Origin of the sequence: Protofrankia symbiont of Coriaria myrtifolia, assembly GCF_900634755.1 — a bacterium.
GTDB lineage: Bacteria > Actinomycetota > Actinomycetes > Frankiales > Frankiaceae > Protofrankia > Protofrankia coriariae.
In genome coordinates this window covers 1-25,707 of sequence record NZ_CAAAFS010000071.1, presented here as the reverse complement: position 1 = coordinate 25,707, position 25,707 = coordinate 1, and the positions used below count along the sequence as shown (strand labels likewise).

Annotated in this window: 20 protein-coding genes and 2 pseudogenes; 9 read left to right on the top strand and 13 right to left on the bottom strand. The window is 71.0% G+C overall.

Annotated features, from left to right (window positions below):
• A pseudogene (locus CM1CMNOD_RS04160) lies at window positions 1–783 on the top strand (ABC1 kinase family protein); the annotation flags it as partial.
• A gap of 52 nt (window positions 784–835) precedes the next feature.
• Here the strand turns inward: CM1CMNOD_RS04160 and CM1CMNOD_RS04155 are convergent.
• On the bottom strand, window positions 836–1,183 hold the full coding sequence (locus CM1CMNOD_RS04155; RefSeq protein ID WP_013872411.1) for a sulfurtransferase: 348 nt from the start codon (window positions 1,181–1,183) through the stop codon (window positions 836–838).
• Window positions 1,184–1,569: 386 nt separating this feature from the next.
• On the opposite strand from CM1CMNOD_RS04155, the gene CM1CMNOD_RS04150 reads away from it, so the two are divergent.
• Together CM1CMNOD_RS04150 and CM1CMNOD_RS04145 are read left to right on the top strand one after the other, a co-directional pair.
• A complete protein-coding gene (locus tag CM1CMNOD_RS04150) occupies window positions 1,570–2,781 on the top strand; it encodes a cytochrome P450 (protein WP_013872410.1) in 1,212 nt (403 codons plus the stop codon).
• Between the two features lie 61 nt (window positions 2,782–2,842).
• The gene (locus CM1CMNOD_RS04145) at window positions 2,843–4,120 is read left to right on the top strand and encodes a cytochrome P450 (RefSeq protein WP_013872409.1); all 1,278 of its coding nucleotides are present in this window, start codon (window positions 2,843–2,845) and stop codon (window positions 4,118–4,120) included.
• 317 nt (window positions 4,121–4,437) lie between these two features.
• On the opposite strand, the gene CM1CMNOD_RS04140 is transcribed toward CM1CMNOD_RS04145, so the two are convergent.
• A complete protein-coding gene (locus CM1CMNOD_RS04140) occupies window positions 4,438–4,713 on the bottom strand; it encodes an SCO4848 family membrane protein (protein WP_013872408.1) in 276 nt (91 codons plus the stop codon).
• 407 nt (window positions 4,714–5,120) lie between these two features.
• On the opposite strand from CM1CMNOD_RS04140, the gene CM1CMNOD_RS04135 reads away from it, so the two are divergent.
• Window positions 5,121–5,867, top strand: a complete 747-nt coding sequence (locus tag CM1CMNOD_RS04135) for a hypothetical protein (protein WP_013872407.1) — start codon at window positions 5,121–5,123, stop codon at window positions 5,865–5,867.
• 136 nt (window positions 5,868–6,003) lie between these two features.
• Here CM1CMNOD_RS04135 and CM1CMNOD_RS04130 read toward each other — a convergent pair whose 3' ends face one another.
• The 4 genes from CM1CMNOD_RS04130 to CM1CMNOD_RS04115 form a co-directional block, all read right to left on the bottom strand.
• Window positions 6,004–7,827: an alkaline phosphatase family protein gene (locus CM1CMNOD_RS04130; RefSeq protein ID WP_013872406.1), complete on the bottom strand. Its 1,824-nt coding sequence runs from the start codon at window positions 7,825–7,827 to the stop codon at window positions 6,004–6,006.
• A 403-nt stretch (window positions 7,828–8,230) separates the two neighbouring features.
• A complete protein-coding gene (locus CM1CMNOD_RS04125) occupies window positions 8,231–8,506 on the bottom strand; it encodes a WhiB family transcriptional regulator (protein WP_013872405.1) in 276 nt (91 codons plus the stop codon).
• Between the two features lie 237 nt (window positions 8,507–8,743).
• Window positions 8,744–9,013: a hypothetical protein gene (locus CM1CMNOD_RS04120; RefSeq protein WP_013872404.1), complete on the bottom strand. Its 270-nt coding sequence runs from the start codon at window positions 9,011–9,013 to the stop codon at window positions 8,744–8,746.
• Between the two features lie 230 nt (window positions 9,014–9,243).
• The gene (locus tag CM1CMNOD_RS04115) at window positions 9,244–11,496 is read right to left on the bottom strand and encodes an ATP-dependent DNA helicase UvrD2 (RefSeq protein ID WP_013872403.1); all 2,253 of its coding nucleotides are present in this window, start codon (window positions 11,494–11,496) and stop codon (window positions 9,244–9,246) included.
• A 94-nt stretch (window positions 11,497–11,590) separates the two neighbouring features.
• Between CM1CMNOD_RS04115 and CM1CMNOD_RS04110 the strand changes: the two genes are divergently transcribed.
• Both CM1CMNOD_RS04110 and CM1CMNOD_RS04105 read left to right on the top strand, forming a co-directional pair.
• Entirely contained in the window at window positions 11,591–11,830 is a 240-nt protein-coding gene (locus CM1CMNOD_RS04110) for a mycoredoxin (RefSeq protein WP_013872402.1), read from the top strand.
• A gap of 216 nt (window positions 11,831–12,046) precedes the next feature.
• Window positions 12,047–13,045, top strand: a complete 999-nt coding sequence (locus CM1CMNOD_RS04105) for a GAF and ANTAR domain-containing protein (RefSeq protein ID WP_241247522.1) — start codon at window positions 12,047–12,049, stop codon at window positions 13,043–13,045.
• A 234-nt stretch (window positions 13,046–13,279) separates the two neighbouring features.
• On the opposite strand, the gene CM1CMNOD_RS04100 is transcribed toward CM1CMNOD_RS04105, so the two are convergent.
• The 3 genes from CM1CMNOD_RS04100 to CM1CMNOD_RS04090 are packed head-to-tail and all read right to left on the bottom strand — an operon-like array spanning window position 13,280 to window position 16,238.
• Entirely contained in the window at window positions 13,280–14,692 is a 1,413-nt protein-coding gene (locus CM1CMNOD_RS04100) for a M16 family metallopeptidase (RefSeq protein WP_013872400.1), read from the bottom strand.
• Window positions 14,689–14,880, bottom strand: coding sequence for a hypothetical protein (locus CM1CMNOD_RS04095; RefSeq protein WP_013872399.1), 192 nt, complete (start codon window positions 14,878–14,880; stop codon window positions 14,689–14,691). Before CM1CMNOD_RS04095 ends, CM1CMNOD_RS04100 begins: the two co-directional genes overlap by 4 nt.
• Window positions 14,877–16,238: a M16 family metallopeptidase gene (locus CM1CMNOD_RS04090; protein WP_013872398.1), complete on the bottom strand. Its 1,362-nt coding sequence runs from the start codon at window positions 16,236–16,238 to the stop codon at window positions 14,877–14,879. The genes CM1CMNOD_RS04095 and CM1CMNOD_RS04090 overlap by 4 nt, the downstream gene beginning before the upstream one ends.
• Window positions 16,239–16,523: 285 nt before the next feature.
• On the opposite strand from CM1CMNOD_RS04090, the gene CM1CMNOD_RS04085 reads away from it, so the two are divergent.
• Window positions 16,524–18,032, top strand: a complete 1,509-nt coding sequence (locus CM1CMNOD_RS04085) for a helix-turn-helix domain-containing protein (RefSeq protein ID WP_013872397.1) — start codon at window positions 16,524–16,526, stop codon at window positions 18,030–18,032.
• Between the two features lie 258 nt (window positions 18,033–18,290).
• Here CM1CMNOD_RS04085 and CM1CMNOD_RS04080 read toward each other — a convergent pair whose 3' ends face one another.
• Window positions 18,291–19,499, bottom strand: a complete 1,209-nt coding sequence (locus tag CM1CMNOD_RS04080) for a hypothetical protein (protein ID WP_013872396.1) — start codon at window positions 19,497–19,499, stop codon at window positions 18,291–18,293.
• A gap of 429 nt (window positions 19,500–19,928) precedes the next feature.
• Here CM1CMNOD_RS04080 and CM1CMNOD_RS04075 point away from each other — a divergent pair, with 429 nt between their 5' ends.
• Entirely contained in the window at window positions 19,929–20,948 is a 1,020-nt protein-coding gene (locus CM1CMNOD_RS04075) for a tryptophan--tRNA ligase (protein WP_043602949.1), read from the top strand.
• A gap of 220 nt (window positions 20,949–21,168) precedes the next feature.
• Here the strand turns inward: CM1CMNOD_RS04075 and CM1CMNOD_RS04070 are convergent, their stop codons facing one another.
• Window positions 21,169–21,705, bottom strand: coding sequence for a hypothetical protein (locus CM1CMNOD_RS04070; protein ID WP_013872394.1), 537 nt, complete (start codon window positions 21,703–21,705; stop codon window positions 21,169–21,171).
• Window positions 21,706–21,739: 34 nt separating this feature from the next.
• Complete coding sequence (locus tag CM1CMNOD_RS04065) at window positions 21,740–22,321, bottom strand: helix-turn-helix domain-containing protein (protein WP_013872393.1); 582 nt, start codon at window positions 22,319–22,321, stop codon at window positions 21,740–21,742.
• A gap of 267 nt (window positions 22,322–22,588) precedes the next feature.
• Between CM1CMNOD_RS04065 and CM1CMNOD_RS04060 the strand changes: the two are divergent.
• Window positions 22,589–24,004: pseudogene (locus CM1CMNOD_RS04060) on the top strand (IS1380 family transposase).
• Window positions 24,005–24,053: 49 nt separating this feature from the next.
• Here the strand turns inward: CM1CMNOD_RS04060 and CM1CMNOD_RS04055 are convergent.
• A partial coding sequence (locus tag CM1CMNOD_RS04055; RefSeq protein WP_207387462.1) for a 3'-5' exonuclease occupies window positions 24,054–25,707 on the bottom strand: 1,654 nt, incomplete at its 5' end.

Below are 25,707 nucleotides of genomic sequence, written 5' to 3'. Positions count from 1 at the left end.
CCCGCGGCCCAACTCGGCCGCCTGCTCAACCTGCCCCCCTCCTATCTGCTGATGCACCGTGTCACCCTGGGCGCGATCGGCATCCTCTGCCAGCTCGGCAGCGTGGGGGCGTTCCGCGCCGAGATGGAGTACTGGCAGCCCGGCTTCGCCCAGCCCGGATCGGCGGCGGCCGAGCACGCGGCCCGGGCGAACCGGCCCGGGCGCAAGCTGCCGGGGCTCGCCGTCGAAATGAGCGCCGGTATGATCAGGCCGCTGGCGTCCACGTCCTCGCAGGGCCTGTTCGTCCCGCCACGGCTACCGGACGGGCCGCCGGACGCCCCGGTGGTGATACCGCAGCCCTCGGCAACAGCCGACATCGACGACCGCAGCACCAGCGACGATCACGACAGAGACGGCGATGGCAGGGTCGGCGTCGATCGCGGGGATGGCGACAGCGCACCCGATTCGTCACGGCCTGCAACGACGCGGCAGCGACGCCGCCCCACCACGCAGCCGCCCCTGGCCGACGACCTGGTCAGCCGCCCGGCTGACGGCCCAGCCAGCGCGCCCGCCCCACGCACACCGTCCTCCGACACCGGCGCCCCGCCCAGACAGCCGAAACGGGCCAGACAGCCGAAGCAGCCGAAGGTCCCAGCTCCGCCCAGGCCCCGCGACGCCACCGGCGAGCAGGCCGTCTCCAGCGCGGTGGTCCCCGACAACAGCCGGCCCGACGACGCCGCCCACTCCGTCACTCACACCACAGCCGCTCACACTCCGCCCGCGGCTGCCCCCGACAGCACCTGAGCCGCCCGGGGCAGCCCCGCGGAACACACCCGCAGCCAGCCAGAGCACGCGGTCAGCCGGGCAGATGGGCGTAGACGACGACCTCGCTGTCAGTGCCGATGCTCAGCCGGCCCGCCGCGGCGGCGAAACGCTCGGCGTCGGGCAGCGTGAACGGCAGTTCCGCGTCCGGGTCCGACAGCTCACCGGCAAGATCGACAAAGGCCGCCCCGGGGATGTGGGCACGCTCGTAGTCCGGCCGTCCGCTGGCCACCTGAAGCCCCTTGACGCCGGGCGGGCGGCTGATGTGCGCGGTCGCGTCGAAGACACGCAACGCGGGATCCCCGAGGCGCGCGGCGAGCGCGGCGGCATCGATCAGCGGCGAGAGCGGTCGCGACACACCCGCCAGTATGACATCGCACACCAATCGGCCACCCGGCGTATCAACCGACCGTAAAGGGCACCGGCCGCGCCCCGGCCCAGCCGGACGGCAGTTCCGCTCACCCGAACAGCCCGACCCGTACGGCTCGCAGCGGCAGGACCGTCTGCGATCACCGCCGGAGGAGCCTCCCCCTCAGCGCTCTCGACGTGTCCCGGGATTCGCGCCTCCGGACGTTACGCCGGCGATCTGTTTTTCCGATGGCGCCATAGGCGTCCTTGCGGCGCACCGGAATTCATGTGAGCATTTCATCGGCATCGTCACCGGATTAGTTCGAAGAATGTTCATCCGCCGGCAGCCGGCGGAGACCGTGACCGCGGCATTCCAGCAGGATAATTTCGTGGCACCCGTGCCGAGAGAGGGATGTGGACGTGTCCGTTGCGCCGCAGGTTGTCTTCGACGCCTTTCATCCCGCGCACCGCTCCAACCCCTACCCGCGGTACGCGGCCGTCCGCGATTTCGCCGCGCTGTACCCGATCAGGCCGGACATTCTCATGGCGACGCGCTATGAGGAGTGCTCGGCGGTCTTCACGGACGCGCTGTGGGGCCACGGCTACGAGGCGGGCATCAACCCTTTCCGGCCAGGAGTGGTTCCCGACGATGTGCCGGGGTCGATGCTGCGGATGGACCCGCCGGACCACACGCGGATACGAGGGCTGGTCAAACGGGCGTTCGTCCCGCGCAACACCGAGGGGCTCTGGCGGCGGATCGAAGATCTCGTCAACACGCTGCTCGACACGGCGATCGAGGCCGGTGAGGTCGACCTGATGGAGGCGTTCGCGCGGCCACTGCCGCTCACCGTCATCGGCGACCTGCTCGGCATCCCGCCCGAGGACCACCCGGCCGTCCAGAAGTGGTCGCTGGAGATCGTCCGCGGCACGGACCCGGACATCCTGCAGTCGCCCGAGAGCCTGGCGCGCAGGCCGGAGGCCATGCGGGAGTTCGAGGCGTACTTCGCGGCGCTACTCGCGCGGCGTCGCGAGAATCCTCGCGACGACATGCTGAGCGGGATGTGCGCGGCCGAGGACCGCGGCGAACTGAGCGGCCGGGAGGCGCTCGGACTGGCCGTGGGGCTGCTGATCGGAGGGTACGAGACCATCTCCGACCTGATCGGCAAGGGTGTCGTGGCCCTGCTGCGCAACCCCGACCAGATCGCGCTCTGGCTCGCCGATCCCGGTCTCGCGGCGCCTGCTGTCGACGAACTGCTCCGCTACGAGCCGCCCGTACAGTTCACCCACCGGGTCGCGCTGGCGGAACGGGAACTGGCCGGGCACACGTTCGCGCGGGGGGACGGCATCGTCGTCCTGACCGCCGCCGCCAACCGCGACCCCGCCGTGTACACCGATCCGGAGCGTCTGGACATCACCCGGTTCGCCGGCCGCGCCCCCGCGCCGCGCCACCTCTCGTTCAGCGAGGGGCTCCACTACTGCCTCGGCGCGCACCTCGGCCGGCTGGAGACCCAGATCGCCGTGGACACCCTCCTGCGCCGCGCCCCCGGGCTCTCCCTGACCGACGAACCCGTCTGGCGTGACACGGTCGCCATCCACGGGCTGGACACCCTTCCGGTCCGCCTCCGGGACTGACCATCGACTGGCCGCCGACCGGCCACCACGGCATCCGGCCCACCGCATTCCGAGGAGACCAGTGAGCGCGCACGAAACGGACATCGAGCCGGACGTCGCCACCTCTCGCGCCGACGTGCCGCGGGCCGTCTTCGACGCGTTCAGCCCCGAGCACTGGCCCGACCCCTATCCCTGGTACGCCGCGGCCCGCGCGGCCGACCCGCTTTTCCCCACTCCGCTGGGTGTGCATCTGGTGACCCGCTACCAGGACTGCGCGGCCGTTCTCCAGGACAACAACTGGAGCCACGCCCACGAGGCCGAGTTGTTCCATCCCGGCGTCGACCAGCTCGACCTGCCAACCTCGTTCCTCTGGATGGATCCGCCCGACCACACCCGGCTGCGCGGGCTGGTCAGCAAGGCGTTCACCCCGCGTACAGTGGCCGACCTGCGCCCCCGCATCGAGCGGCTCGTCACCGACCTGTTCGACGCGATCATCGAGGCCCGCGAGGTCGACGTGATCACCGCGTTGGCCTACCCGTTGCCGCTCACCATCATCGCCGAACTGCTCGGCGCGCCGGCCGAGGACCACCCGAACCTCCAGCGCTGGTCGGGGGCGCTCGCCCGCGGGTTCGACCCCGATCCGCTCCTGCTGCCCGAGGAGCGTGACGCACGCTCCCAGGCCGCCCGCGAGTTCGTGGCCTACTTTCGCGCCCTCATCACCCGGCGTCGCGCCGAACCCGCCGACGACCTGATCAGCGGACTCGCCGCCGTCGAGGAACAGGGCGACATCCTCACCGAGAACGAGATGCTCGCGACCTGCGTCACGCTGCTGGTAGCCGGACACGAGACGAGTGTCAATCTGGTCGCCAACGGCATCCTGGCGTTGATCCGTAACCCGGACCAGTACGCCCTGCTCCGGTCCGCCCCGGAGCTGGCGGCGCCCGCCGTCGAGGAGATGCTGCGTTACGACTCGCCGGTGCACATGACCACCCGTCTCGCCCACCAGCGGGCGCAGCTCGCCGGGCACACGTTCGGCGCCGGCGACGGCGTCGTGCTGCTCTTCGGCTCGGCCAACCGGGACCCGGCGGCGTTCCCCGACCCCGAGCGATTCGACATCACCCGGTACGCGGGCCAGACCCCCGCGAAACGTCATCTCACGTTCAGCCTCGGCATCCACTACTGCCTCGGCGCACCGCTCGCACGCCTGGAGATGGAGATCGTGCTGCGTGAGCTCATCCGGCGAGGAATCACGATGACGCCTCTCGCGGACGACCTCGCCTACCGCAGGAACCTCGTCCTGCGCGGCATCGCCAGCTTCCCGGCCCGCTTCGAGCAGCAGAGCAGCGCGGCGGTGCCGTAGCGCCGCCTCCCGCCGCGGTGAACGCGCGACACGCCGGCGGGCACCGGCCCCTTGGCCGGAGGTCCCCACGCCGGGATGACAGCCCGGACCATAAGCCGCAAGCGGTCGAATCCGGAGCCGACGCCTATCCCGTCCCGACACGGGACGCTGGACCGCCGCGCGGACCGGGCCGCGCTGGACATCCGCTTCACGGAGTGCCGATGGCGAGTTCACCCCGCATACAGGATGATCAGTGTCGCATGGTGGCCGATGACGTTCTGGTCTAGAGGATTCTCGGGCGACGTAAGCATTTCAGGACCGCCGCCGTCTTCGCTGTGTCAACGACCCGAATTGATCAGCTGCTTGGACGGGGCGGCATCACCGGTGCCGCGCTGGCGGGCCGCGCGGGCGCCGCGGATGCCGAGCCAGCCGACCGCCGAGCCGATCGCGAGGGAGACGACGGTCAGAACCAGGTGGACGGTGAAGAAGCCGGTCGGTCCGTCGCCCCAGGAACGATCATCCTTCCATATGTTCCGAAGGAAGTTCGGCCAGATCGCCCACGTCCAGACACCGACGGCGATCAAGAACCAGGACGCGCGCTTCGAGAGAGTCACCCGTCCAGCTTCGCACCCCACCGGCGGACGAGCCGCCCCAGAGCCATCACACTACGTGAAGATAGACACACCCGGCGGGACCAGTACCTAGGTTACAAGTGAATGCTCTACGAGTTCGGCCAGATCACCCACCGTCCACACACCAACCGCGATCAGGAACCACGAAGCCCGCTTCGACAGAGCACCCACCAGCCTGACATCCGCGGACAGCCGTGGCCTCCTGATGGGAGTGCGAGTTCGGACACGCTGACCGCCATAAGGTGTGACCGGTAGATATCACCATCCGCAGCCGCCTATGAGCATGTGCCGCGCTGTTCACCAGAACAGACAGAACCCCGGTGGCTTGCCGCCCAAGCGGTAGAGGTCATCCGAGGTCTCTGTCGAAAGCTTAGAAGACCGGTGCACCGATGTCCAATCCTCTGTCCCCGTCCCATGCCTCCTGGCTCCGCCACAGGTTGAGCCCCGAACGTCTCGGCCCATACGAACAGGCATGCGGTGGTGACATCGTCAGCGCGGTTGCCCTCTACGAGTGGAACAGTGCCGCCAGCGCCGGCTTCCACGAGGTCCTGGGCCTGCTCGAGGTCGTGCTGCGCAACGCACTTCATGACCAGCTCACGGCATGGCACTCGCACCGGCACCAGGCCAGCGAATGGTGGGACGATCCGGCCAGAATCCTCGAAGCCCGCGGACGCCAGGACATCGCGGACGCCAGGTCCAGGCTCCGACGCGACAGCAGAGTCATCACTCCTGGCCGGGTCGTCGCCGAGCTGACCTTCGGCTTCTGGCGCTACCTCCTGTCCCGACGCTACGAGACGTCCCTCTGGACACCCGCGCTCCGCCACGCTTTCCCGGGCCTTCGCCCCGCCCGGCGCGCAACCGTCTACGACCCGGTCAACAGACTTGTCCGCCTCCGCCTCCGCCTCCGCCTCCGCCTCCGCAACCGCCTCCGCAACCGCATCGCGCATCACGAACCGATCCGCAACCGGCCGCTGGAGCAGATGCACGCCGACCTGCTACGCGTGGCCGGCTACCTGGACTCCGACGTCCAGGCATGGATCCAGGAGCGGAGCCGCGTACCCCGCCTCCTGCTCAGCCGACCGGTCCCGGAAGTACCTGCGCCACAGCGGTCGTCTGAGCCAGTACCTGGGTCATAAGCGAAGGTTCCGCACGCTCGGCCGGATCCCCTACGTCCACGCGCCGACACGGTCAGGAATCGGCCGCCCGCTTCGGCAGCGTTCCTGGAGTCACCGGCCTGACCTCGCCCTGACCAGGTCGTGCGCCGACGTTCGGTCAGGTGTCCGTGGCGGTGGAGGGGGCGAGGTAGAGGAAGCCGTAGGCCTCGTCGCGGAAGGGGATGTCGGCGGCGCGCAGGGCGGCGTCCCAGTCGCCGGTGCGGGACGGGTCGGCGCCCTCGCTGCCGTGGTCCGCGGTCAGCAGGATGACGGTGTCGTCGGCGAGGCCACGAGCTTCCAGCAGGTCGAGGAAGACGCCGAGGCGCCGGTCGGCGTCGGCCATCGACGCCCGGGACTGCGGCGAGTAGGGCCCGCCACCGTGATGCCCGGTGTCGGTCACCGTGGTGTTCCACCAGGTGAACGCGGGCGGCTCGGCGGCCTGCTCGCCCCACAGCTGGCGGATCTGCGCCAGGCCGAGCGCGTCCACCTGGGTCGACCAGGCGTAGTCCGGGTCGGCGGCGACCCACTCCTGGGTCGCGTGCGGGTCGTCCGCGGCGGACGGCAGATGCTCGCCCAGCCCGCCGGCACCGGCAGTGCTGTTCATCGCCCGGACCAGCCCGAACGTCGAATACGTCGCGCCCCGGTCGATCGGCTCGTTGACGCAGGCCGTCGACACCCCGGGCCGGGCCGCGGCGATCGCCTCGAACACCGTTCGCACCCCCGGCCGCAGCTGCTCGCAGGCCCGATGCCAGGTGGACGCGTCGTTGGCGACGATCCGCCGCCCGGTCTCCCGGTCGAAGTAGGCGTTGTTGAGGATGCCGTGCCGCCCTGGGCCGACGCCGGTGAGCGCGCTGGTGTGGTTCGCCAGGGTCACGCTGGGGAACTCCGCGACCGCGCCGCCGGTAAGGGCAACACCGCGGGCCAGCAGGCGGGCGACCGCCGGCAGTTCGCCGGCGCCGGCCATGGCCAGCAGGTCGTTGCAGTTCACGCCGTCCCAGAGCAGGCCGACGACATGCCGGGCGCCGGGCGCGCACAGCTCCGCCAGAGCCCGGCCGTCGACATCCGGCCCGGCCAGGTCGGCCAGGTCATCCAAGCCGTCCAAGCCGTCCAAGCCGGGCAGACCCCTCGGGCCGGCCGCGCCGCCGGGCACCCCATCCGGACCTGTCATGGACGCCCCGGCCAGGTAGGCCAGGGTCGGCGCGACGTCGACGACGCGGGCGTGACGGTCGAGCGACCCCCGTCCGTGGACGCCGGCGCCGGACAGCAGCAGCGGCGCCCGGGACTGGCCGGCGTCCAGCGAGCCGTGCTCGCCGAGATGCCCGCCGCGTTCCGGCCAGTGATGTGCCGCGCTGTGCACGACGACGACGTCTGGCGAGCGGGCCGGATCGGCGAAGACGGACGCGAGCCGCACCCCGGCGAGCGGGTAGGAGTTGCGGGCGTTCGGCGGCGAGGGGTCCCTGAGCGCCTGCTCCAACGGAACTCCGTGCATCGGGTCCCGCACGGCCACCGGGTCGCGCCCGCGCAGCACCTCCCAGGGGCTGTCGAGGCCGATGGTCAGCGACAGCCGCGAGGCACCGTCCGCGTTCGCGACGTGGAGCCATCCGTCGTCGACCCAGGCGACGAGGTCCACGATCCCGGCGAGCTCCGGTGCGGTGAGGACCGCGACCGCCGCGGCCACCTCACCACCGCCGGCCCGGCGAAAGGGCACGCCACCAGGACGCCCGGCGGGATGCCCGGTGGACGTATCGTCAGCAGGCTCGAGGAGCACATCGCCGGTGAGGCCGGCGGGCGCGTCGCCGGGGTGGCGTGGGCGGACGCCGTCATACCGGGTGTGGCCGTCGTCGACGGCCTGGGCCTCCGGTGGCTCGACGGCGGTGTCCACGGCGCCGGAAACCCCCGGCGCGCCGAGTTGGGCCGGCTGGACGGGCTTGCTGCTGGGCACAACCGAACACTACCGGCACCATCCGCCCCCGCCGGGAACACATGTCGACATCTCATGCCCGCTCGACATGCCCGCTCGACATGGTTGTCACGGCTGTCGCTACAGCAAATCGACAACAAATGTTGTCGCGACATCAAACACTGTCGAACCATGAGAACGCGGGAACAAACGGTCGCCAGGGCAGCCATTTCCACCCTCACTCTCTCGACCAGGATGGGACGTGGCCGGCGGTGTCCCAGAAACTGACGTATTAATTTCGGTACTGTTCGTACAGATTTCCGCATATGGCATCCGTATGTTTACCGGATGCCTGTCGGACGGCATCCCGGGGCTGCCGCCGGATGGATGGGAGCGCTCCGGTGGCAGCCCCGGGACATCCGATGTGGGATGCGGGCCGCGGTCGTCAGGCGGCGACGTTCTTGCGGGGGCGGCCGCGGGGACGCTTGCGCGGGACGACGGTGCCCGTGGCAACGAGTTCGCCACCCCACACGCCCCAGGGCTCGCACCGGTCGAGAGCGGCGGCCAGGCAGGCGTGCCGCAGCGGGCAGTCGACGCAGACCGCCTTCGCGGATTCGACGTCCTCGGGGGACTCCGCGAAGAACAGGTCCGGGTCGACGTCCCAGCAGGGCAGCGCCAGCTGGTCCCGCTCGATCCGGGCGACGATCGAGGGGTCGAACACCGGTGTCACCTCCGGCACTGAAGGAGAAGGAAAGGAATCGATCAGGAAATCGGTCAGGGGTGGTTCGACCGGGACAGCCGATTCGGTCAATGTCGCTCCGGGCGTTCGGTTGGTTCGGTGATTCGGTTGGTTCGGTCGGTTGGTCGGTCCGGCCGTCCGGCGAATCGGGTCGAAAAACAATCAGGGCCGCGGTTCCCGTCGGGGATCCGCGGCCCTGGTCGGCGCTCGGGTGGCCGGTCAGGCCAGGAGCAGACCTCGGGACGGACCCGGGACATACAGCGCCTTGCGCATCGTCGGTGCCTGGGCGCGGGCGTCCGTGGCCAGGGAGTGATGCGCGGCGGCTGCGCGAATTCGACGCGGATCGTCGGCGAACCCACGGGCGGCCTCGGAAGCGACGGACGCGGGTGCGCTCCCGAGGGGGACGGCCGCGACCGGACGGACCACACCACGCAGGCCGGGCGGGTATACCCGCCACACGAACGCGGCGACGATCCCCAGCATCCTCATGGGGACCACCTCCTTCGCGTTCGGGCCGGGCCTGACGTGCAGGTCGGGCGCAGGTCAGGCACGCTCAGCGCTCATCAGCACCGTAGAAGTCGGCCGCGGCGATCGCAACCTATTTTTCGCGCTTCCAAACCAGCACTCTTTGTAACCAATACAGTCAGTATCGTAGCTGAAAGTATTATGGCCGACACGGCTCCGGGGAACCGGGGATCCTGACGGCGGACGACGGGACGTCAACCGGATGGTTCCCGCCCGTCTACCAGGGCAAGCACGTCCTCGCCGTAGCGGTCGAGCTTGGCCTGGCCGATCCCTGGGATGCCCACCAGTTCGGCGACGGACGTGGGCCGGTGCTCGGCGATCGCCATCAGCGTCGCGTCGGTGAACACCACGAAGGCCGGCGCGCTCTGCTCCCTGGCCCGGGCGGAGCGCCAGGCCCGCAGCCGTTCGAAGAGCGCCTGATCGATGTTGGCCGGGCAGCCGTCGCACCTGCCCGCCCGGGCAGCCTGGCCCACCAGCGGACGCTCGCACACCCGGCAGCGCACCGCGGCGCGGCCGCGGGAACGCAGGGCGCCTGCGCCGTCCACACCCGGATGCGCCGGCCCACCCGCCGGCCTGCCCGCCGACGACGCCGAACGGGGCGCCAGGCCGTCGAGGAAGCGCGACGGCCGGCGGGACCTGCGGCCGCCCTCGTGGCGGGCGAGCGCCCACGACAGTGCCAGCCGCTCCCGCGCCCGGGTGACGCCGACGTAGAGCAGGCGCCGTTCCTCCTCGATCTGTGCCGGGGTCTGCGCGTGGATGATCGGCAGCGTCCCCTCGGCCAGGCCGACCAGGAAAACCGCGTCCCACTCCAGGCCCTTGGCCGCGTGCAGGGAGGCGAGCGTGACCCCCTCGACGGTGGGGATGTGCTGGTGGACAGCCCGGTCAGCGAGATCGGCGACGAAGTGGTCGAGGGTGGCGCCGGGGTCGGCGGCCACCAGGGCCTCGGCGAGGCGCACGAGGGCGGCCAGGTTCTCCCAGCGCTCCCGCTGCGCGCCCGAACCGTTCGGCGGGTCACCGCCGCGCCAGCCCAGCGCGGCGAAGACCTCCGTGACCTCGGCCACCAGCCCCACCGGCCGGTCGGTGTCCGCCGACCGCGCGGCCGCCCGCAACAGCTGGACGGCCTCGGCAACCTCCGGCCGCTCGAAGAACCGCTCGCCACCGCGGACCAGGTACGGGATGCCGGCGGCGGCGATCGCGGTCTCGTACGCCTCGGACTGGGCGTTGACCCGGTACAGCACGGCGATCTCGCTGGCGGGCACGCCGGCGCCCAGCAGCGCGCGGATGCGGCGGGCGGTCGCGGCCGCCTCCTCGGGCTCGCTGTCGAACTCGGTGAACGTCGGGGCCGGGCCGTCCGGGCGTTGCGCGACCAGCCGCGGCGGCTCGTGCCGGGCCGCCGCGAGCACAGCCCCCGCCACACCATGTGTCCCCTGCGCTCCCGGCGCCGAGGAGCCTCCCGGCGTACCCCGCGTGCCGGCGGTGCCGACCCGCGCGACCAGCCGGTTGGCCAGCCCGACCACCTGCGGGGTGGAGCGGTAGTCCCGCACGATACGGACCACGTGGGCCTCGGGGAAACGCCGGGGGAAGTCCAACAGGTAGCGGGGGGACGCCCCGGTGAACGAGTAGATGGTCTGGTTGGCGTCACCGACCACGCAGATGCTGTCCCGCTCGCCGAGCCAGGCGTCGAGCAGGCGCTGCTGCAACGGGTTGACGTCCTGGTACTCGTCCACCACGAAGTGGCGGTAGCGGGAGCGCAGCTCCTCGGCGACCCAGCCGTGCTCCTCGATCACGGCGGCGGTCAGCAGCAGCAGGTCGTCGAAGTCGAGCACGCCCGCCTCCCGCTTGGCCTGCTCGTAGGCGGTGTACAGCCGGGCGATCACCTCGGGCGGATGCGTCGTCTCGCGCCCCGCCGCGGTGGCGGCCGCCGGGTACTGCTCGGGGGTGAGCAGGGTGGCCTTGGCCCACTCGATCTCGGCGGTGAGGTCCCGAAGTTCGGTCCGGCTCGGTGCCAGCCGGGCCCGGCTCGCCGCCCGGCCCACCAGTGCGATCTTGCTCTCGACGAGCCGGGGCAGTGCGGCCCCGGCGATCCTGGGCCAGAAGTAGCCGAGCTGCCGCAGCGCGGCCGCGTGGAAGGTGCGCGCCTGGACGCCGTCCGCGCCGAGCGTCCGCAGCCGGCCGCGCAGTTCCCCGGCAGCGCGTGTGGTAAAGGTCACAGCAAGCACCTGGCCGGACGGGACGGCACCCGACGCCACCAGATGGCCGATCCGATGCGTAATCGCCCGCGTCTTGCCCGTGCCCGCACCGGCCAGCACGCAGACCGGGCCGACCGGTGCGAGCACCGCCTGACGCTGCTCCGGATCGAGCGCCTCGACCAGCCACTGCCCGGACTCGCCCGCACCGCCCTGAAACGGCGCGTCCGACACCGGGTCGTCGACGGTCGCACGCACCATGGGGGAACGGTAGCCGCCGCCACCGACGGGAAGCGACCGGGCCGCGCCGCGGTTATGAAGATTTGTTCTGTCACAGCCACCGAAGGGACCGTTCGTGCCGACGATCTACACCACGTCGTGGTGCGGTTACTGCGCCCGTCTCAAGCGTCAGCTCGACCAGGCGGGCATCCCGTACGAAACGATCGACATCGAGCAGAACCCGGAGGCCGAGCAGATCGTCCGGGCCGTCAACAACGGCAACGCAACCGTACCCACCGTCGTCTTCGAGGATGGCACCGCGCTGACGAACCCAAGCCTGCGCCAGGTCACCGAGAAGACCTCTTCTGCCGCATAACGGATACTCAGAGCGACAGAGAGCAGTAACAGAGCAGCGGTTGCGTGCCGACTTGAGCCCGTGAAGCTTGATCGAGGGACGGTCTCCGTCACTGCCCGTGAAGTTTGTGGGAGAGTTCGGGCTGTGTCGTCAGTACCTTCAGCACGTACGTGGAGCGCAGTCGATGCCGCACTGCAGGCCGCGGGCGCCATCCATGGGATGGAAGCGACAGGTTTCGTGGTCCTGTCGGGCTCGACCGCGACCTATCAGCGGACGGCGGGGACCCTGCCCGGCCTCGACGCGGGTCTGACGCTGCCCCGAAGCGAAACCGTCAGCACGAGAGTGCTCGACGGCGCGCCCGTCACCCTGGCGGGCGTCGGCAACGACCCCGTGTTCGCGGGGACGGACGAACCGTCGCGCCTGGGAGTCCGCAGCTACGTCACCATGCCGGTAGTGGACGGCGACGGACGGTTACACGGTCTGCTCGTCGGGCTCGACCGGCAGCGCGTCACCGTCCCCACCTTCGCGGTCACACTGCTGCGAGGCATCGCTGACGCCCTGGGTGTCGTCATCGGCACGGCCGAACGCGACGAGACAGCCGAACGCGGCGAGACCGAACGCCGTGAGCCGCCGTCAACGCCGACTCCGACGCCGACGCCGGCTGCGCCGTCAGGCGGTGCCCCGGCCCGGCCCGCGGGTCCGGGAGCGGCCGCGGGCGGGACGGCCGTCCGGGGCCCCACGGCCGCGGCCGCGCCCACCGGGCCGTCGCCCATCAGCCGTCCCGAACTGCGCCTGCGCAGGGCCACGGTCGGATGGATCGTGGAAGGCCCGGCGGGCGAGGTCCGGCCGGTCGGCGACCTGCTCTCCGCGATGGTGCTCGCCGACCTGCTCGCCGAGGACCTTGCCCCGCCCGGCCGGCCCCGGCGTCCCGATCACGAGCTCACCGAGATCGAGCAGTTGCGGCTGTCGGTGGTGCAGCTGGAGCACGCGCTCGCCTCCCGGGTCATCGTCGAGCAGGCGATAGGCATACTGGCCGAACGCCACCGGCTGCGGCCCAGGGATGCGTTCGAGCGGCTGCGGCGGACCGCCCGCGGCATGGGACGGCGCGTGCACGACCTCGCCCGGCAGGTGGTCGAGTCGGTCTCCGACCCGCGCACGGTTCTGCCCGGGGAGCTGGCTGGCCGCGGTGGCGCTCCCCGGCCTGCGCCGCCACGGGCCAACCCGTCCCGCCGCTGATCCCACCGGTAGCGGGCCGGTCGCGGCGGCCGGCCGGCCGGGGGCCGTCATCAGCCGCTGTCGTGAACGGCTCCCGGAACGCCACGGACCCGGTTCCGGGACCAGCCGGGCCAGGCTGGACGGGGCCCCGCCAGGTCAGCGGCGCCCCCGGCCCGGCCATGAGCCGACCGGGTGGCCCCCATCAGCCCGGTTCGGACCGGGACCGACGGGGATCCCCGGTTCAGACCGGCCGTTTCAGGTGGCGGCAGCCTCGCTGGCGGCCCCGGTGGCGCCGATGACCTCGGGGGCGGTCTCGGCGATGGCTCCCACCTCAGCGGTGATCTTCTCCGCGTCCCCGACCAAGACGGTGACCAACCGTCTCGGCGCGAGCACCTGCGCCGAGATCTCCAGCACGTCCTGTGGTGTCACCTTCGCCAGTGCCGCGGGATGGTCGTGCAGGTACTCGACGCCGATCCCCGCGCCGGCCAACGCCGACAGAGTGGAGGCGAGCCCGACACCGGTCGCCGTGGACAGTGCCAGCGTCCCGACCGAGTACTGGCGGGCCGCGTCGAGCTCCTCGTCGGACACCGGCAGCAGTGCCATCCGGCCGAGCTCATAGAAGATCTCGAGCAGTGCGGGGCCCGTCACGTCGGTCGCCACGTCCGCGGTCACCGTGAACCGGGAGCCCGCGACCGGGTAGTCGAGCGAACTGCGCGGCGAGTAGGTGTAGCCCTTGTCCTCCCGGATGTTCGACACCAGCCGCGAGCTGAAGTAGCCACCGAAGACGGTGCTGGCCAGCCGCTGCGCGGCATAGGCGGGGTGGTGACGGTCCACCGCCGGGCCACCGATGCGGATGTTCGTCTGCACCGCGCCAGGCCGGTCGATGATCACGAAAGGGCCGGTGCGCAGGGCCGGCAGCGGCGGTACCGCGTCGGCGGCCGTCCCCCGCCAGTCGCCGAGCACCGCCTCCACCCGCTCGAGCGCGGCCTGCGGCTCCACGTCGCCGACGAGCGTCAGCACCGCGCCCACCGGTGACACGCGCGCGGCGTGCAGCGTCCGCACGTCGGCCTCGGTCACCTGGGACACCACGTCCGGTGCCGGTGTCTCGCTGCCGTAGGGGTGGTCGCCGTACAGCCGGCGCAGCAGGCCCTCCCGGGCGATCAACGCCGGCTGGCTGTGGGCGATCGTGGCTTCCTCGACCAGTCGGTCGCGTTCGCCGGTGAACTCGCCGCTGGGGTACGTCGCGCCGGTCAGCACCTCCGCGATCAGATCCAGCAGCGGGACGAGATTGGTCGCGAGCGCGGAGCCCACGATCGCGAGCCGGTCGGCGTCCACCCAGGTCGACAGCGCGCCGCCGAGGGACTGCACGACGGTGGCGAGCTCCACCCGGTCGCGCAGCTGCGTCCCGGTGAACAGGGTCTCGGCGAGCAGTTCACCGCGTGCCTGATGGGCCGCGCCCAGGCCGGTGAACGGGATGCGCAGTCGCACCTCCACCAGGGGCACGGTCGTCCGCCGGACCACCAGCACCCGCAGGCCACCGGGCAGGGTCCGCTCGGCCACCGTGGGGAGCTCGGCCGCCACGGTGGCGGCCACCGGCGGGATGACGGACAGCGACGTCCCGGCCGCCGGGGTGCCGCCGGATGCTTTCCCAATGGTTGCGGCGCTCACCGCGACCTCCTGTTCTGCGATGACAGCCTGCCCGGCAGGCGCACGGTGCCCGTGGGTGCGGCGGTAGCCGTGGGTGCGGCGGTGCCCGCGGCGGTGACGGTACCCGCCCCGTCGACGGCATCCGCGGAGAGCACAGCACCCGCGGGAGCCGCCGCGTCAGCGGGGATCATGATGCCCGTGGGGGTCACGAGGCGGCACCGGCGCGCAGTTCCAGGACCGCCCGGCCCTGGGCGTGCAGGCCGGCGGCGGCCGCCTGCACGCTTTCCGCGGTCACCGCCCCCACCAGCGCGGGCAGTTCGTTGATCAGTTCGGGTCGGCCGCGGTGCAGCTCGAAGGTGGCCAGGGCCAGCGCGCGCCCGAGCGCGTCGTCGGCTTCGCGCAGCAGGCCGGAGGCGATCCGGGCCTGTATCCGGGTGAGCTCACCGGGCTGAAGACCGTCGGTGACGACGCGGTCGAGCTCCTCGTCCACCGCGGCGAGGACCGCCTCGGGCGTCGACTCCGCGGGATGCCGGGCCTCCAGGGTGAGCAGCAGCGGATCCCGCTGGTCGAACGGGTCCCCGAACGTGCCGAGATAGGTGCTCACACCGATCACCAACCGGTCCTTCTGGACGAGCCTGCGCTCCAGCCGGCTGGCGTCACCGGCGGACAGGACGTGGGTGAGCACGTCGTATGCCAGGAAGGTCTGTAGATCGGCCAGGGGATCGGGGACGCGGTAGCCGACGGCGAGCGCCGGGCGGGGCGCAAGCGGGTCGGTGAGGACCGACCGCCGCTCCTCGGCGCGCACCGGCTCGGCGAAACTCGGGCGGACGGGCACCGGCCGGGCCGGGATGTCGTCGAAGTAGCGGTGGACCAGCCCCAGGGCGGTGTCGACGTCGAAGTCACCGACCACCGTCAGGACGGCGTTGCCCGGTGCGTAGTACTTGTCGAAGAAGTCCTCGGCGTCGTCGAGGCTCGCCGCCTCAAGCTCGTGGAAGTCGCCGTAGCCGTTGTGGGCGTTGGGGAACGTGTCGAAGGCGACCGGCGGGAGCGTGATCCAGGGAAACCCGCCGTAGGGCCGGTTCAGCACGTTCACCCGAATCTCCTCCTGGACCACCGCGATCTGGTTGTCCAGGTTCTCCCGGGTGATCCGGGGCGCGCGCATCCGGTCGGCCTCGAGGAACAGCGCGCGTTCCAGCCCGCCAGAGGGCAGCAGCTCGTAGTAGTCGGTGTGGTCCGGATGTGTGGATCCGTTGAATATGCCCCCGGCGGCCTGCACGTACTTCGCGTGTTCGGCCTTTCCGACATTTTCACTGCCCTGAAACATAAGATGTTCAAACAGGTGCGCGAAGCCGGTCCGTCCCTCCGGCTCGGAGCGGAATCCCACGTCATAGTGGACAGCCACGGCGACGACGGGCGCCGTGCGATCCGGAGCCAGCACGACGCGCAACCCGTTCGCCAGGGAGGTCTTCTCCACCGGGTAGGAGGGCGCCGGCAACAGGACGGCGGTCGTATTCGTCTCGGTACGAGGGGGCACGGTTGGCAACGCTACTGCGGCCGGGCCTGTCATGGTCCGGGTACTCGATGATCCGCGCCACAGGATCGCCGGTTACGGTGCCTGCGGCCACGGCGATCCCGGATTGATCCCGCCTTTCCGGCGAATCCGACCAGAGCCTTGGCGCGGGCCCTCACCGGGGTTCCCGGCGGCTTCCCGGCGGGAGCCTGACGGGCCTCTCTCCAGCGGGAGAGCGACGGGACTCCACAGCCATCGCCAGGCTGCTCCCGCATCGTCACCGATGAGTCCGGGTTATGCTCACCGGAGCACTTCGACGACCCGGGGTTCGTCCGAAGCGGGGTGCACGCCGTGAAAACTGTTCCAGACGGACAGTTGCCTTCCGATCTTCCTTCCGATCTTGCCGACATCCTGCGGCTTGAGCTGGCGACCCTCGGCGATGATCTGATCGCGGCCATCGCGCGTGAGGTGCCGTCGTACGCGCGCCCGTTGGAGGGCTCGTTCGGCCGCGGCGTCCGGCAGGGAGTCGAAGAGGCGCTGCTGCGTTTCCTCACCGTGGTCGGCACCGACTCCAGCGGACCGCCCGATCTCGCGGCCAGCCGTGAGATCTACGTCCGGCTGGGACGCGGCGAGTTCCGCTCCGGACGCTCGCTGGACACCCTTCTCGGCGCCTACCGGGTGGGCGCCCGGGTGGCCTGGCGACGGCTCGCCGAGGCGGCGCGGCGCGGCGGGCTGGACGCCGCCGGGCTGGTGTCGCTGGCCGAAACGATGTTCGCCTACATCGACCGGATCTCCGCCGCCAGCGCAGAGGGCTACGCCCAGGAGCAGTCCGAGGCAGCCAGCGAACGCGGCCGCCTGCGGGACCGGCTCGGCGAGCTGATGCTGTCCGGGGGAAACCCGGCAACGATCGAGCAACTCGCCCGGGCAGCCCGCTACCGGCTGCCCGACGTCGTGGCCGCCGTTCTCCTCCCCGGCTCCGCGGGCAGCCGCCGGAACGCCGCCGGTGCCGGTGCCGGCGCCCCGGCACGCACCGGCACCGGCACCGGGGACGGGGACGGGGACGGGGACGGGGCCATCGTTGACGAAGTCCGCGGGGCTGTTGACGCAGTTCGCGGCGGCGACGGGGCCCGTGGGACCGGCACGGCTGGTGCCGTCGACACCGCTCGCGGCGTTGACAGGGCCGGTGCGGCCGGGCGCGTGGATGCCCCGGCCCACGACCGTGTCGACCGGCATACCGACCGGCATGTCGACCACAGCCTCCCCCACCTGGTGCTGCCGCCGGACACACCTCGCACCATCCAGGGTGAGGACACCTGGGTGTTCGTCACAGACCCGGCCGGTCCCGGGCGGCGGGGCTGGCTTGAGCGGGCGCTGGCCGGTCTCGACGCGATCGTCGGCCAGGCCGTTCCGTGGCGGGACGCGTCCGCCAGCGCGGCGCGGGCTGCGTTCGCGCGCAAGGCCCGGGACAGCGGGACGCTGCCGGGCGTACCCGCCGGCCCCGGCGGGGTGCTGTTCACCGACGACCATCTCCCCGGGCTGTTGTTCGCCCGGGATCCGCAACTGCTCGCCGATCTCGCCCGCCGCCGGCTCGCCCCGCTGGACGGGCTGCCCGCCCGGGCCCGTACCCGGCTGGCGCAGACGCTGCTGCTGTGGCTGCGGCTGCGGGGGCAACGCGCCCGGATCGCCGCCGAACTCCAGGTGCACCCGCAGACGGTCCGTTATCGGCTCGGCCAGTTACGCGCCCTGTTCGGGGAGAGCCTGGACGACCCGGACGTCCGCTTCGAACTCGAGCTCGTCCTACGCGCCGGCCTGACCCACCCTCCGCACTCACCGACACCGACAGCCGACTGACGGGTCGTGCCCGCTGGGTTGTGCCCGCAAGCCATATCCCCCGATACCCGCTTATCCCTCGGGGTGCCCGTTTTCCCCTGCTGCGACGGCCAACCGGGCCGGCCCCGGCCCGCTCGTCACCGGCATCGCCGGGCGGCAACGCCCTCAGATGGCAACGCCCTCAGATGGCAGCGTCACCGGGCAGCGGCGTCATGTGATGGCCCGTCATGGTGGAGGCCACCGGCTCTTGCGACAACGTCACCGCTGGCGGCGCGGCGGTCAGGCGATGGGGACGGGCTTCGGCCCCGTACTACGCATGTTGACCAGCCGTCCGAGCAGGTCGAACCAGAACGGCGCGCCGAGGGAGAGCGCGAGCGTGGTGAACAACCAGCCGAGAATTTTCAGCGCCCAGCCGCCGACGTCATCGGGAACCGCCCGCGGGTCCGCGCTGTCGGAGCCGGCATCGGTCCAGCCCAGCGGCAGATGCAGCGCACCGGCGTCCCGGATGGCCTGTACCGCCTGGTTCGCCGCGTCCTCAGAGTTGTTCGTCGTGGGGGTGTCCGCGCTGGTCACGGTGGTACCCGTGCTGACGGGGGCGGAGTTCACCTGGGTGACCGCGGCCTCGACCACGGCCGCGCGCAACGACCGGTTCTCCCACAGCGCGTTGGTGAGCGCGATCGCGTCCAGGTTCAGCGCCAGGGTGACCAGCAGCGCGTAGACGATAAGAAAACGCTGGACGCGCCGCTTGTACCAACCGGAAAGCCGATCCATCGTGTCGTCGTACCAGGCGGCGATCTCGGCGACGATCCGGTCACGGTCATGGCCCGCACGGGTCGCTATGCCGGTCAGCGCCAGTCGTAGGGGCGCGTTCTCCGGCAGCTTGTCCAGCTCCTCCAATAACGGCCGGACGGATTCCGGACCGGCGAGCCCGGCTATCGAGATGGCGAGTTTGCGGTTTTCCTCGGACGCCGACGGAGCCGCGGTAATGGCCTCGGCCAGAGCCGCGGCCGTCGTGTCGGTGAGCGAATGATGCGCGTCGCGGTAGGCGTCGCGGGCGCTGTCGGGAAGCGCCGCCGTGTCCATCCGGCTGAGCAGGACACGCACCGGCGGTTCCAGCATGTCGAGCACACCACGGGCAAAGGCGGTGGACGGGATGTAGGACGGCAGGCGTAACTGCCGGGCCCGGCGCCACGCGCCGGTCTGCCCCAAGGCGTCTCTCAGATCGGGCACGGCATTCCTCCGGCCGCCCGTACGCAGGCCACGCAGTGAGCCGTCGAGAAGCTGCGCGGTCAGACTGGTGTCGGGAGTTGTTCCCGTCCGGTCCACCGGGCCGTCACCGAAGAGGCGCCGCAGTTCGGTCTCGAGCTGCCGGCCGCGATAGGCCATGACCCCGAAAACGACCTCGTTGATACGGGAGACCGCCACACTCCCGATGGCGAACACCAGAATGAGACCGATCGGCACGTCCAGAATGGCCGAATCCGGCATGTCCCTTCACCCCCGACACGTCCGGAACGATCTCACCAGGGCCGTCGGGGCGACGGCGGCTCGACCGATGACCCGACCTGCGACCCGACTTGCGTGCTATACACATTTTGCTTACGAAATTCTACTATGTCCCGTCACGCAGGGCGCGCGTGTCGGCCAGGATGTCGGACCCACCGCCTATGACGACCAGGCATGACGAACGAAGGTCGAGCCGGTGCCCGCCTGACGCCGGCGGCCCGCGACCGTGTGCCCGCCCCGCGGCCGCGGGCCGCCGCCCCCCGCCGGGAGCCCCGCCGGGAGGCGGCCTCAGCTCGTCGGAAGCTCGTCGGATCGCCCGCCGGCCACCTCACACGACCCGGCGACGGGCGTCACGGCCGACGCTCACCACGAGCTGTATTCTGAGGGCAGCCCGGAGAAGATGTGAGGTTGATGTCCGCATCCCCAGTCAAAATTTCCCTGACGGGAATCAAGCCGACCGGTGAACCGCACCTCGGCAACTATGTCGGCGCCATCAAACCGGCGTTGCGGCTCGCCGAGGAGTACGAGGCGATGTACTTCATCGCGGACTACCACGCGCTGACCACGGTCCGTGATCCGAAATTGCTGCGACACTACACCCGCTCGGTGGCCGCAACGTGGATCGCAGCCGGCCTCGACCCGGACCAGGTGGTCTTCTATCGGCAGTCGGACATCCCCGAGATCCCGGAACTGGCCTGGATCCTCAGCTGCCTGACCGGTAAGGGGCTGATGAACCGGGCACACGCCTACAAGGCGGCGCGGGACCGCAACCAGGAAGCGGGCAGGGCGGATCTCGACGCCGGGATCAACATGGGCCTGTACAACTACCCGGTCCTCATGGCGGTCGACATCCTGATCATGGGTACCGACGCGGTGCCGGTCGGGCGCGACCAGATGCAGCACGTGGAGATCGCCGCCGACATTGCGGGCTCTTTCAACCACGTCTACGGGGACAGCTTCAGACTCAAGATTCCACAGGCGATCGTGCCCGACGCCGAGACCGGGCGCACCCTGCCCGGCCTGGACGGCCGGAAGATGAGCAAGTCGTACGACAACACTATTCCGCTGTTCTGCGGTGAATCGCAGCTGAAGAAACTCGTCCGCCGTATTCCCACCGATTCCACCCCGGTGGAGGAGCCCAAGGATCCGGACGGTTCCAACGTCTTCCAGATCCTCGAGCAGTTCGCCACCCCGGAGATCGTCGCCGACACCCGGCAACGCCTGCGGGCCGGCGGCATGGGCTGGGGCGAGCTGAAAAACCAGCTGTTCGACGTCCTCAACACACAGCTCAGCCCACTGCGCGAACGCTACGACGCCCTGATGGCGCCCGGCAGCGAACTGGACGCGCTCCTGGCCGCGGGAGCGGAAAAAGCCCGTAAGCGGACGGCTCCCACCCTGGAACAGATACGCAGAGCGATCGGCATCAACTGACCCGGCGTCCCGCGCGGGCACGAGGCGCGGGACAACCCGGGCAACCGTGCCGACTCACCGTCACACGGCGGCAGTACCCGTCGCGTCAGATCACGGTCGAATCAGGAAGGTGGGGGAACAGACGGTCGCTACTGCGACCGTCTGTTCCCCCACCTTTCCAGTCGGGCCGAGCGCGGCAGGGCTCGTGACATTCACCAGGCGTGCGGCGCGGCCGGCTACCTCAGTGCTCGTCCGCAGCCGCGTCGGGTGTGAGCAGTTCCTCGAGCAGGAACCTCACTTTCGCCTCGACCGGCCGACCCGGGTAATAGCGTTCGATCAGATCGAGGCCTTCGTCGGCGCTGGAGAAGCCACACAGGTCGTACAGCCTGATGATGTCGTTCTCGTCGCGGCTGACCCGGCTCGCCAGCAGCTTCGTCGCCAGCAGGTACTCGGGAGACGGAGCCGACACAGTAAGGTGATCGTTATCGTAGACGACGACGGAATGCCCCGGATCACGACCCGGCAGAAAACCTTTGACTCCGTCGTTCAGCCAGTCCGGTTCAAGGTCCTCATGACGGGCGGCAACCCGTGCCGCGGCCGCGCGAACCTCGGTGGACGGATGCCAGATTCCGTCAACGTCCCTGGTGGCCGGTCGAGCGTCGTAGGCGACAGTCATGGCGGCACCACCGACGATGAAGACGTCACCGCGGATCCCCACCCGGCGGAGTTCGTCGTTCAACTCCGCGAACAGGCCGAGAATGCGCTCTCTGGTCAGCACGTGACGGCTTCTCCATGCTCAGGAGCCAGCTGACTCATATGTTCGTGAGGGAGTCGCGGTGCAGGTACACACCATGGCTCTGGAACGAAACCGGGCTGCCGGCGTACTCCCAGGCCCGCATCGACGGCATCGACGTCACCCACCAGCCACGGCGCAGATAGCGGCTGTCGTGATGGGCCCATGCGGGAACGGACAGGTCCTTCTGGACCGCCAGCCACTCGGCGAGGGCGGCCAGGAAGGCGTCCCATCGTTGGTCCCCGGTCGCCGGCGGCGTCGCGGTGATCATTCGACGACGGATGTCCGGGTCCGCGCCGCGGAACCGATGAGCCAGTTCCGCAGCCTTGCGGACCGGCTCCGTGCGGTCTCCAGCGGGGATATCACTCACGATCGACCGTGCCAGGCCGACCATGCTGGCCGAATAGTCGGGGTGGGCGTCGATGTGAAGGCGCATTCCAGCGGCTTCGACGATGCGTCGCAACGTGTCCACGGTGGGCTGCAACTCGCCCCGCTCGATCCGGTGGACGGTACTGGCCGCCACCCCCGCCGCATCGGCGAGGGCCCGCACGGACAGCCCCGCATCGACTCGGACGCCGCGTACCAGGTCAGCCACCACCATGAACGTAAGCGTATACGCCTACACGCCGACCAGTCCGCTGTCGTCCTGTCGCCAGTCAGTGACGGGACGCGACACCCACAATCGGGTAACTCCTGCCACCGGGTGCTGACATGACCGGCCATCGTCGCCGACGGCAACCCGGCCGGGTTAGCCTCAGACTTTCACCGGTGATCGTTTGAGGGTGTGTCGGACATGAGAAAGGTGCTCCTGACCTGGGAGGATTGAGGTTATCGAGGCCTTGTCCGTCCCAGACCGAGGAGCACCCTCGTGGTGAAGACTACCGATGTCTACCCGTCCATCCACGTGGACGCCGCCGGTCGGGGAGTCGTGTCTCACGGCGGCGGGGTCCTGCTGACCGAGGCCGTCCGGGCCAGCGGGCTGGGCCGGACGCTGTCAGCGGCGCTGTCGCCGTGGCGGCCGGGCCGGGCGGTGCACGACCCGGGCAAGGCGCTGCTGGACGTGGCGCTGTCACTGGCGCTGGGCGGGGACCGCCTGGCCGACGTGTCGCTGCTGCGCGCCGAACCGGGGATGTTCGGGCCGGTGGCCTCGGACCCGACGGTGTCCCGGCTGATCGACCGGCTGGCCGCCGACGCCGACACGGCGTTGCAAGCGATCGATACCGCGCGGGCGGCCGCGCGTTCCCGAGTCTGGGAGCTCGCCGGCAGCCACGCTCCTCATACCGGGGTGTCGGCGGACGCTCCGCTGGTGGTGGACCTGGACGCCACGCTGGTCACCGCCCACTCGGAGAAGGAGAACGCCGACCGGACGTGGAAGAAGGGATTCGGTTTCCACCCGCTGTGGGCGTTCGCCGACCACGGCGCCGCCGGTTCGGGTGAGCCGCTGGCCGTGCTGCTGCGGCCGGACAACGCCGGCTCGAACACTGCGAGCGACCACATCACGGTCGCTGCTGCCGCGCTGGTGCAGCTACCCCGCCGGCTTCGGCGGAGCAGGGCGGTGCTGGTCCGGACCGACAGCGGCGGCGGCACGCATGCCTTCGTCGGCTGGCTGCACCGCCGCTGGTTGTCCTACTCGGTCGGCTTCACCCTGCCCGGCAACGCCGCCGACCTGATCGCCACGGTGCTGGCCCGGGCGTGGACGCCACGCCTACGACGCTGACGGCCAGCCCCGCCCCGGCGCGTGAGTGGCCGAACTGACCGGCCTGATGGACCTGTCCGGCTGACCCGCGGGCATGCGAGTGATCGTCGGTAAGGAACGCCCGCACCCCGGCGCCCAACTGCGCATCACCGACCCCGACGGCAACCGGTGCACCGCGTTCGCGACGAACAGCGTGCGTGGGCAGCTCGCCGACCTCGAACTCCGCCACCGCCGCCGGGCCCGCTGTGAGGACCGCATCCGCGGCGCGAAGGACACCGGCCTGCGCAATCTGCCCCTGCACGATTTCACCCAGAACCAGATCTGGTGCGCGATCGTCGCGTTGGCCTGCGACCTGCTCGCCTGGACCCAGCTACTCGCTCTGCCCGACCACACCGCCCGCCGGTGGGAACCCAAACACCTGCGGCACAGGCTGTTCACCATCGCCGGACGGCTCGCCCGCCACGCCCGCAGGGCCGTGCCGCACCTGGCGCCCACCACCCGTGGACGCAGCCGGCCGTCCAGGCGCTGACCACCCTGCGCACGCTGCCCGACCCCGGGGCGGTTCATCAGCGCCATGGGGGTGTTTGAACAGCAACCCTGAGCCGGCGGGCACGAGGGCCGGGAGGTGGGCGGCCGGTCATGGTGGGGTGAGGAGGGCTTCGAGTTCGGGCTCGGAGAGCAGCTTCGGGCGGACGACCTCGCCGGAGCGGACATACAGGAACGCCGCGTCCACCGCGTCCAGCGCGACGCCGCGCAGCCGCGCCCACGCCAGCCGGTAGACCGCGAGCTGCACCGCGTCCGCCTGCCGGCGACCGGTCTTCCAGTCGACCACCTCCCACCGGCCGTCGCCGAGGTCGTACACCGCGTCGATGCGGCCCCGGACCGCCCGGCCGCCGATCAGCAGCTCGAACGGTGCCTCCACCGCGAACGGGCTGCGCTGGCCGTACGGGCTGGCCAGGAACGCCTCCCGCAGCACCGCGGCATCCGCGGCATCGGCGTCGTCGACGCCCTCGTCCGCCGCCCCCGGCAGGTCGTCGAGGTCGATCAGCGGGGTCTGCTCGAACATCCCCTCCACCCAGGAGTGGAACGCCGTGCCCCGGCGGGCCTGCGGCACCGGCTGCCGCGGCATCGGACGGGCGAGATCACGGGCCAGCCCCGCCGGGTCGGCCCGCAGCCGCACCACCTGGGAGGCGGTGAGCGCGCGGGGCAGCTCCACCTCGCGGACGACCCGCCGGGCCCGGCGGGCCTCGGCCAGCAGCAGTTCGACGTCGGCGTCCAGCTCGGTGAGCATCTGCCGTTCCGCCGGGGTCATCCGCTCGTGGTCGTCGTCGGGAAGCGGACGGCTGGCGGTGAGCGCGGCCAGGTACCCGCTGACCTCCCGCGCGACGGCCTGCCGGCGGGCAAAGGCGACCGGTTCGTAGGGCAGCGGCCAGTCCAGGTCGTCCATGCCCGCAAGCTGTGGATTCGTCTCGCCCTCGGACGGCGGGGGCGCCCACAGCGCGACCCGGCCGCCACCGGCACGGGCATGATCGTGGAGTTCGTCGAGGAACGCCGACGGCCCGCGGGGCCGGCGCTGCGACGACCCCCACCAGTGGCCGCTGCCGAGCAGCAGCGACTTCGCCCGGGTGAACGCGACATAGCCGAGCCGACGCTCCTCCCGCTCCAGGTAGGCGTCGCACTCCGCGGTGAAGTCGGCGAGCGCGGCCTTGTCATGGCCGCGCAGCGCCGGCAGGTCGTCGGCGTCCCCGCGCAGCGGTGTCGGGAGCACGGAGGCCACCGTGGTCCACTTCGACCGGACCGTCGTGACGGGGAAGACCTTGCGGCTGAGGTTCGGCACGGCCACGACCTCCCACTCCAGCCCCTTGGACTTGTGGACGGTCATGAGCTGGACGGCGTCCGCGCCGGACGGGCTGGTCGCGTCCAGACCGCGCTCGTGCTCCCGCGCGGCCCGCAGGAAGGCCAGGAAGGAGTGCACCGAGCCGTCGTTGTCCAGGCCCTCGAAGTTCGCCACGACGTCGACGAAGGCGGCGATGTTGTCCCGGCGGTGGGCCGTGACCGCCTCGGGGCTTGCGGCCAGCTCCACGTCCAGCCCGGTGACCTCGACAACCCGGTGGATGACGTCCAGCAGCGGCTCGTCGACGTGGGCGCGCAGGTGACGCAGTTCCCCGGCGAGTATCCGCAGCCGGGCCCGGCCGGCGGGCGAGACCTCGTCCCCGGGATCGTCGAGCACGTCGGCGAGCGCGACCACGTCACAGGGGTCGATTCCGGTCACGGCCTCGTCGAGCGGGTCG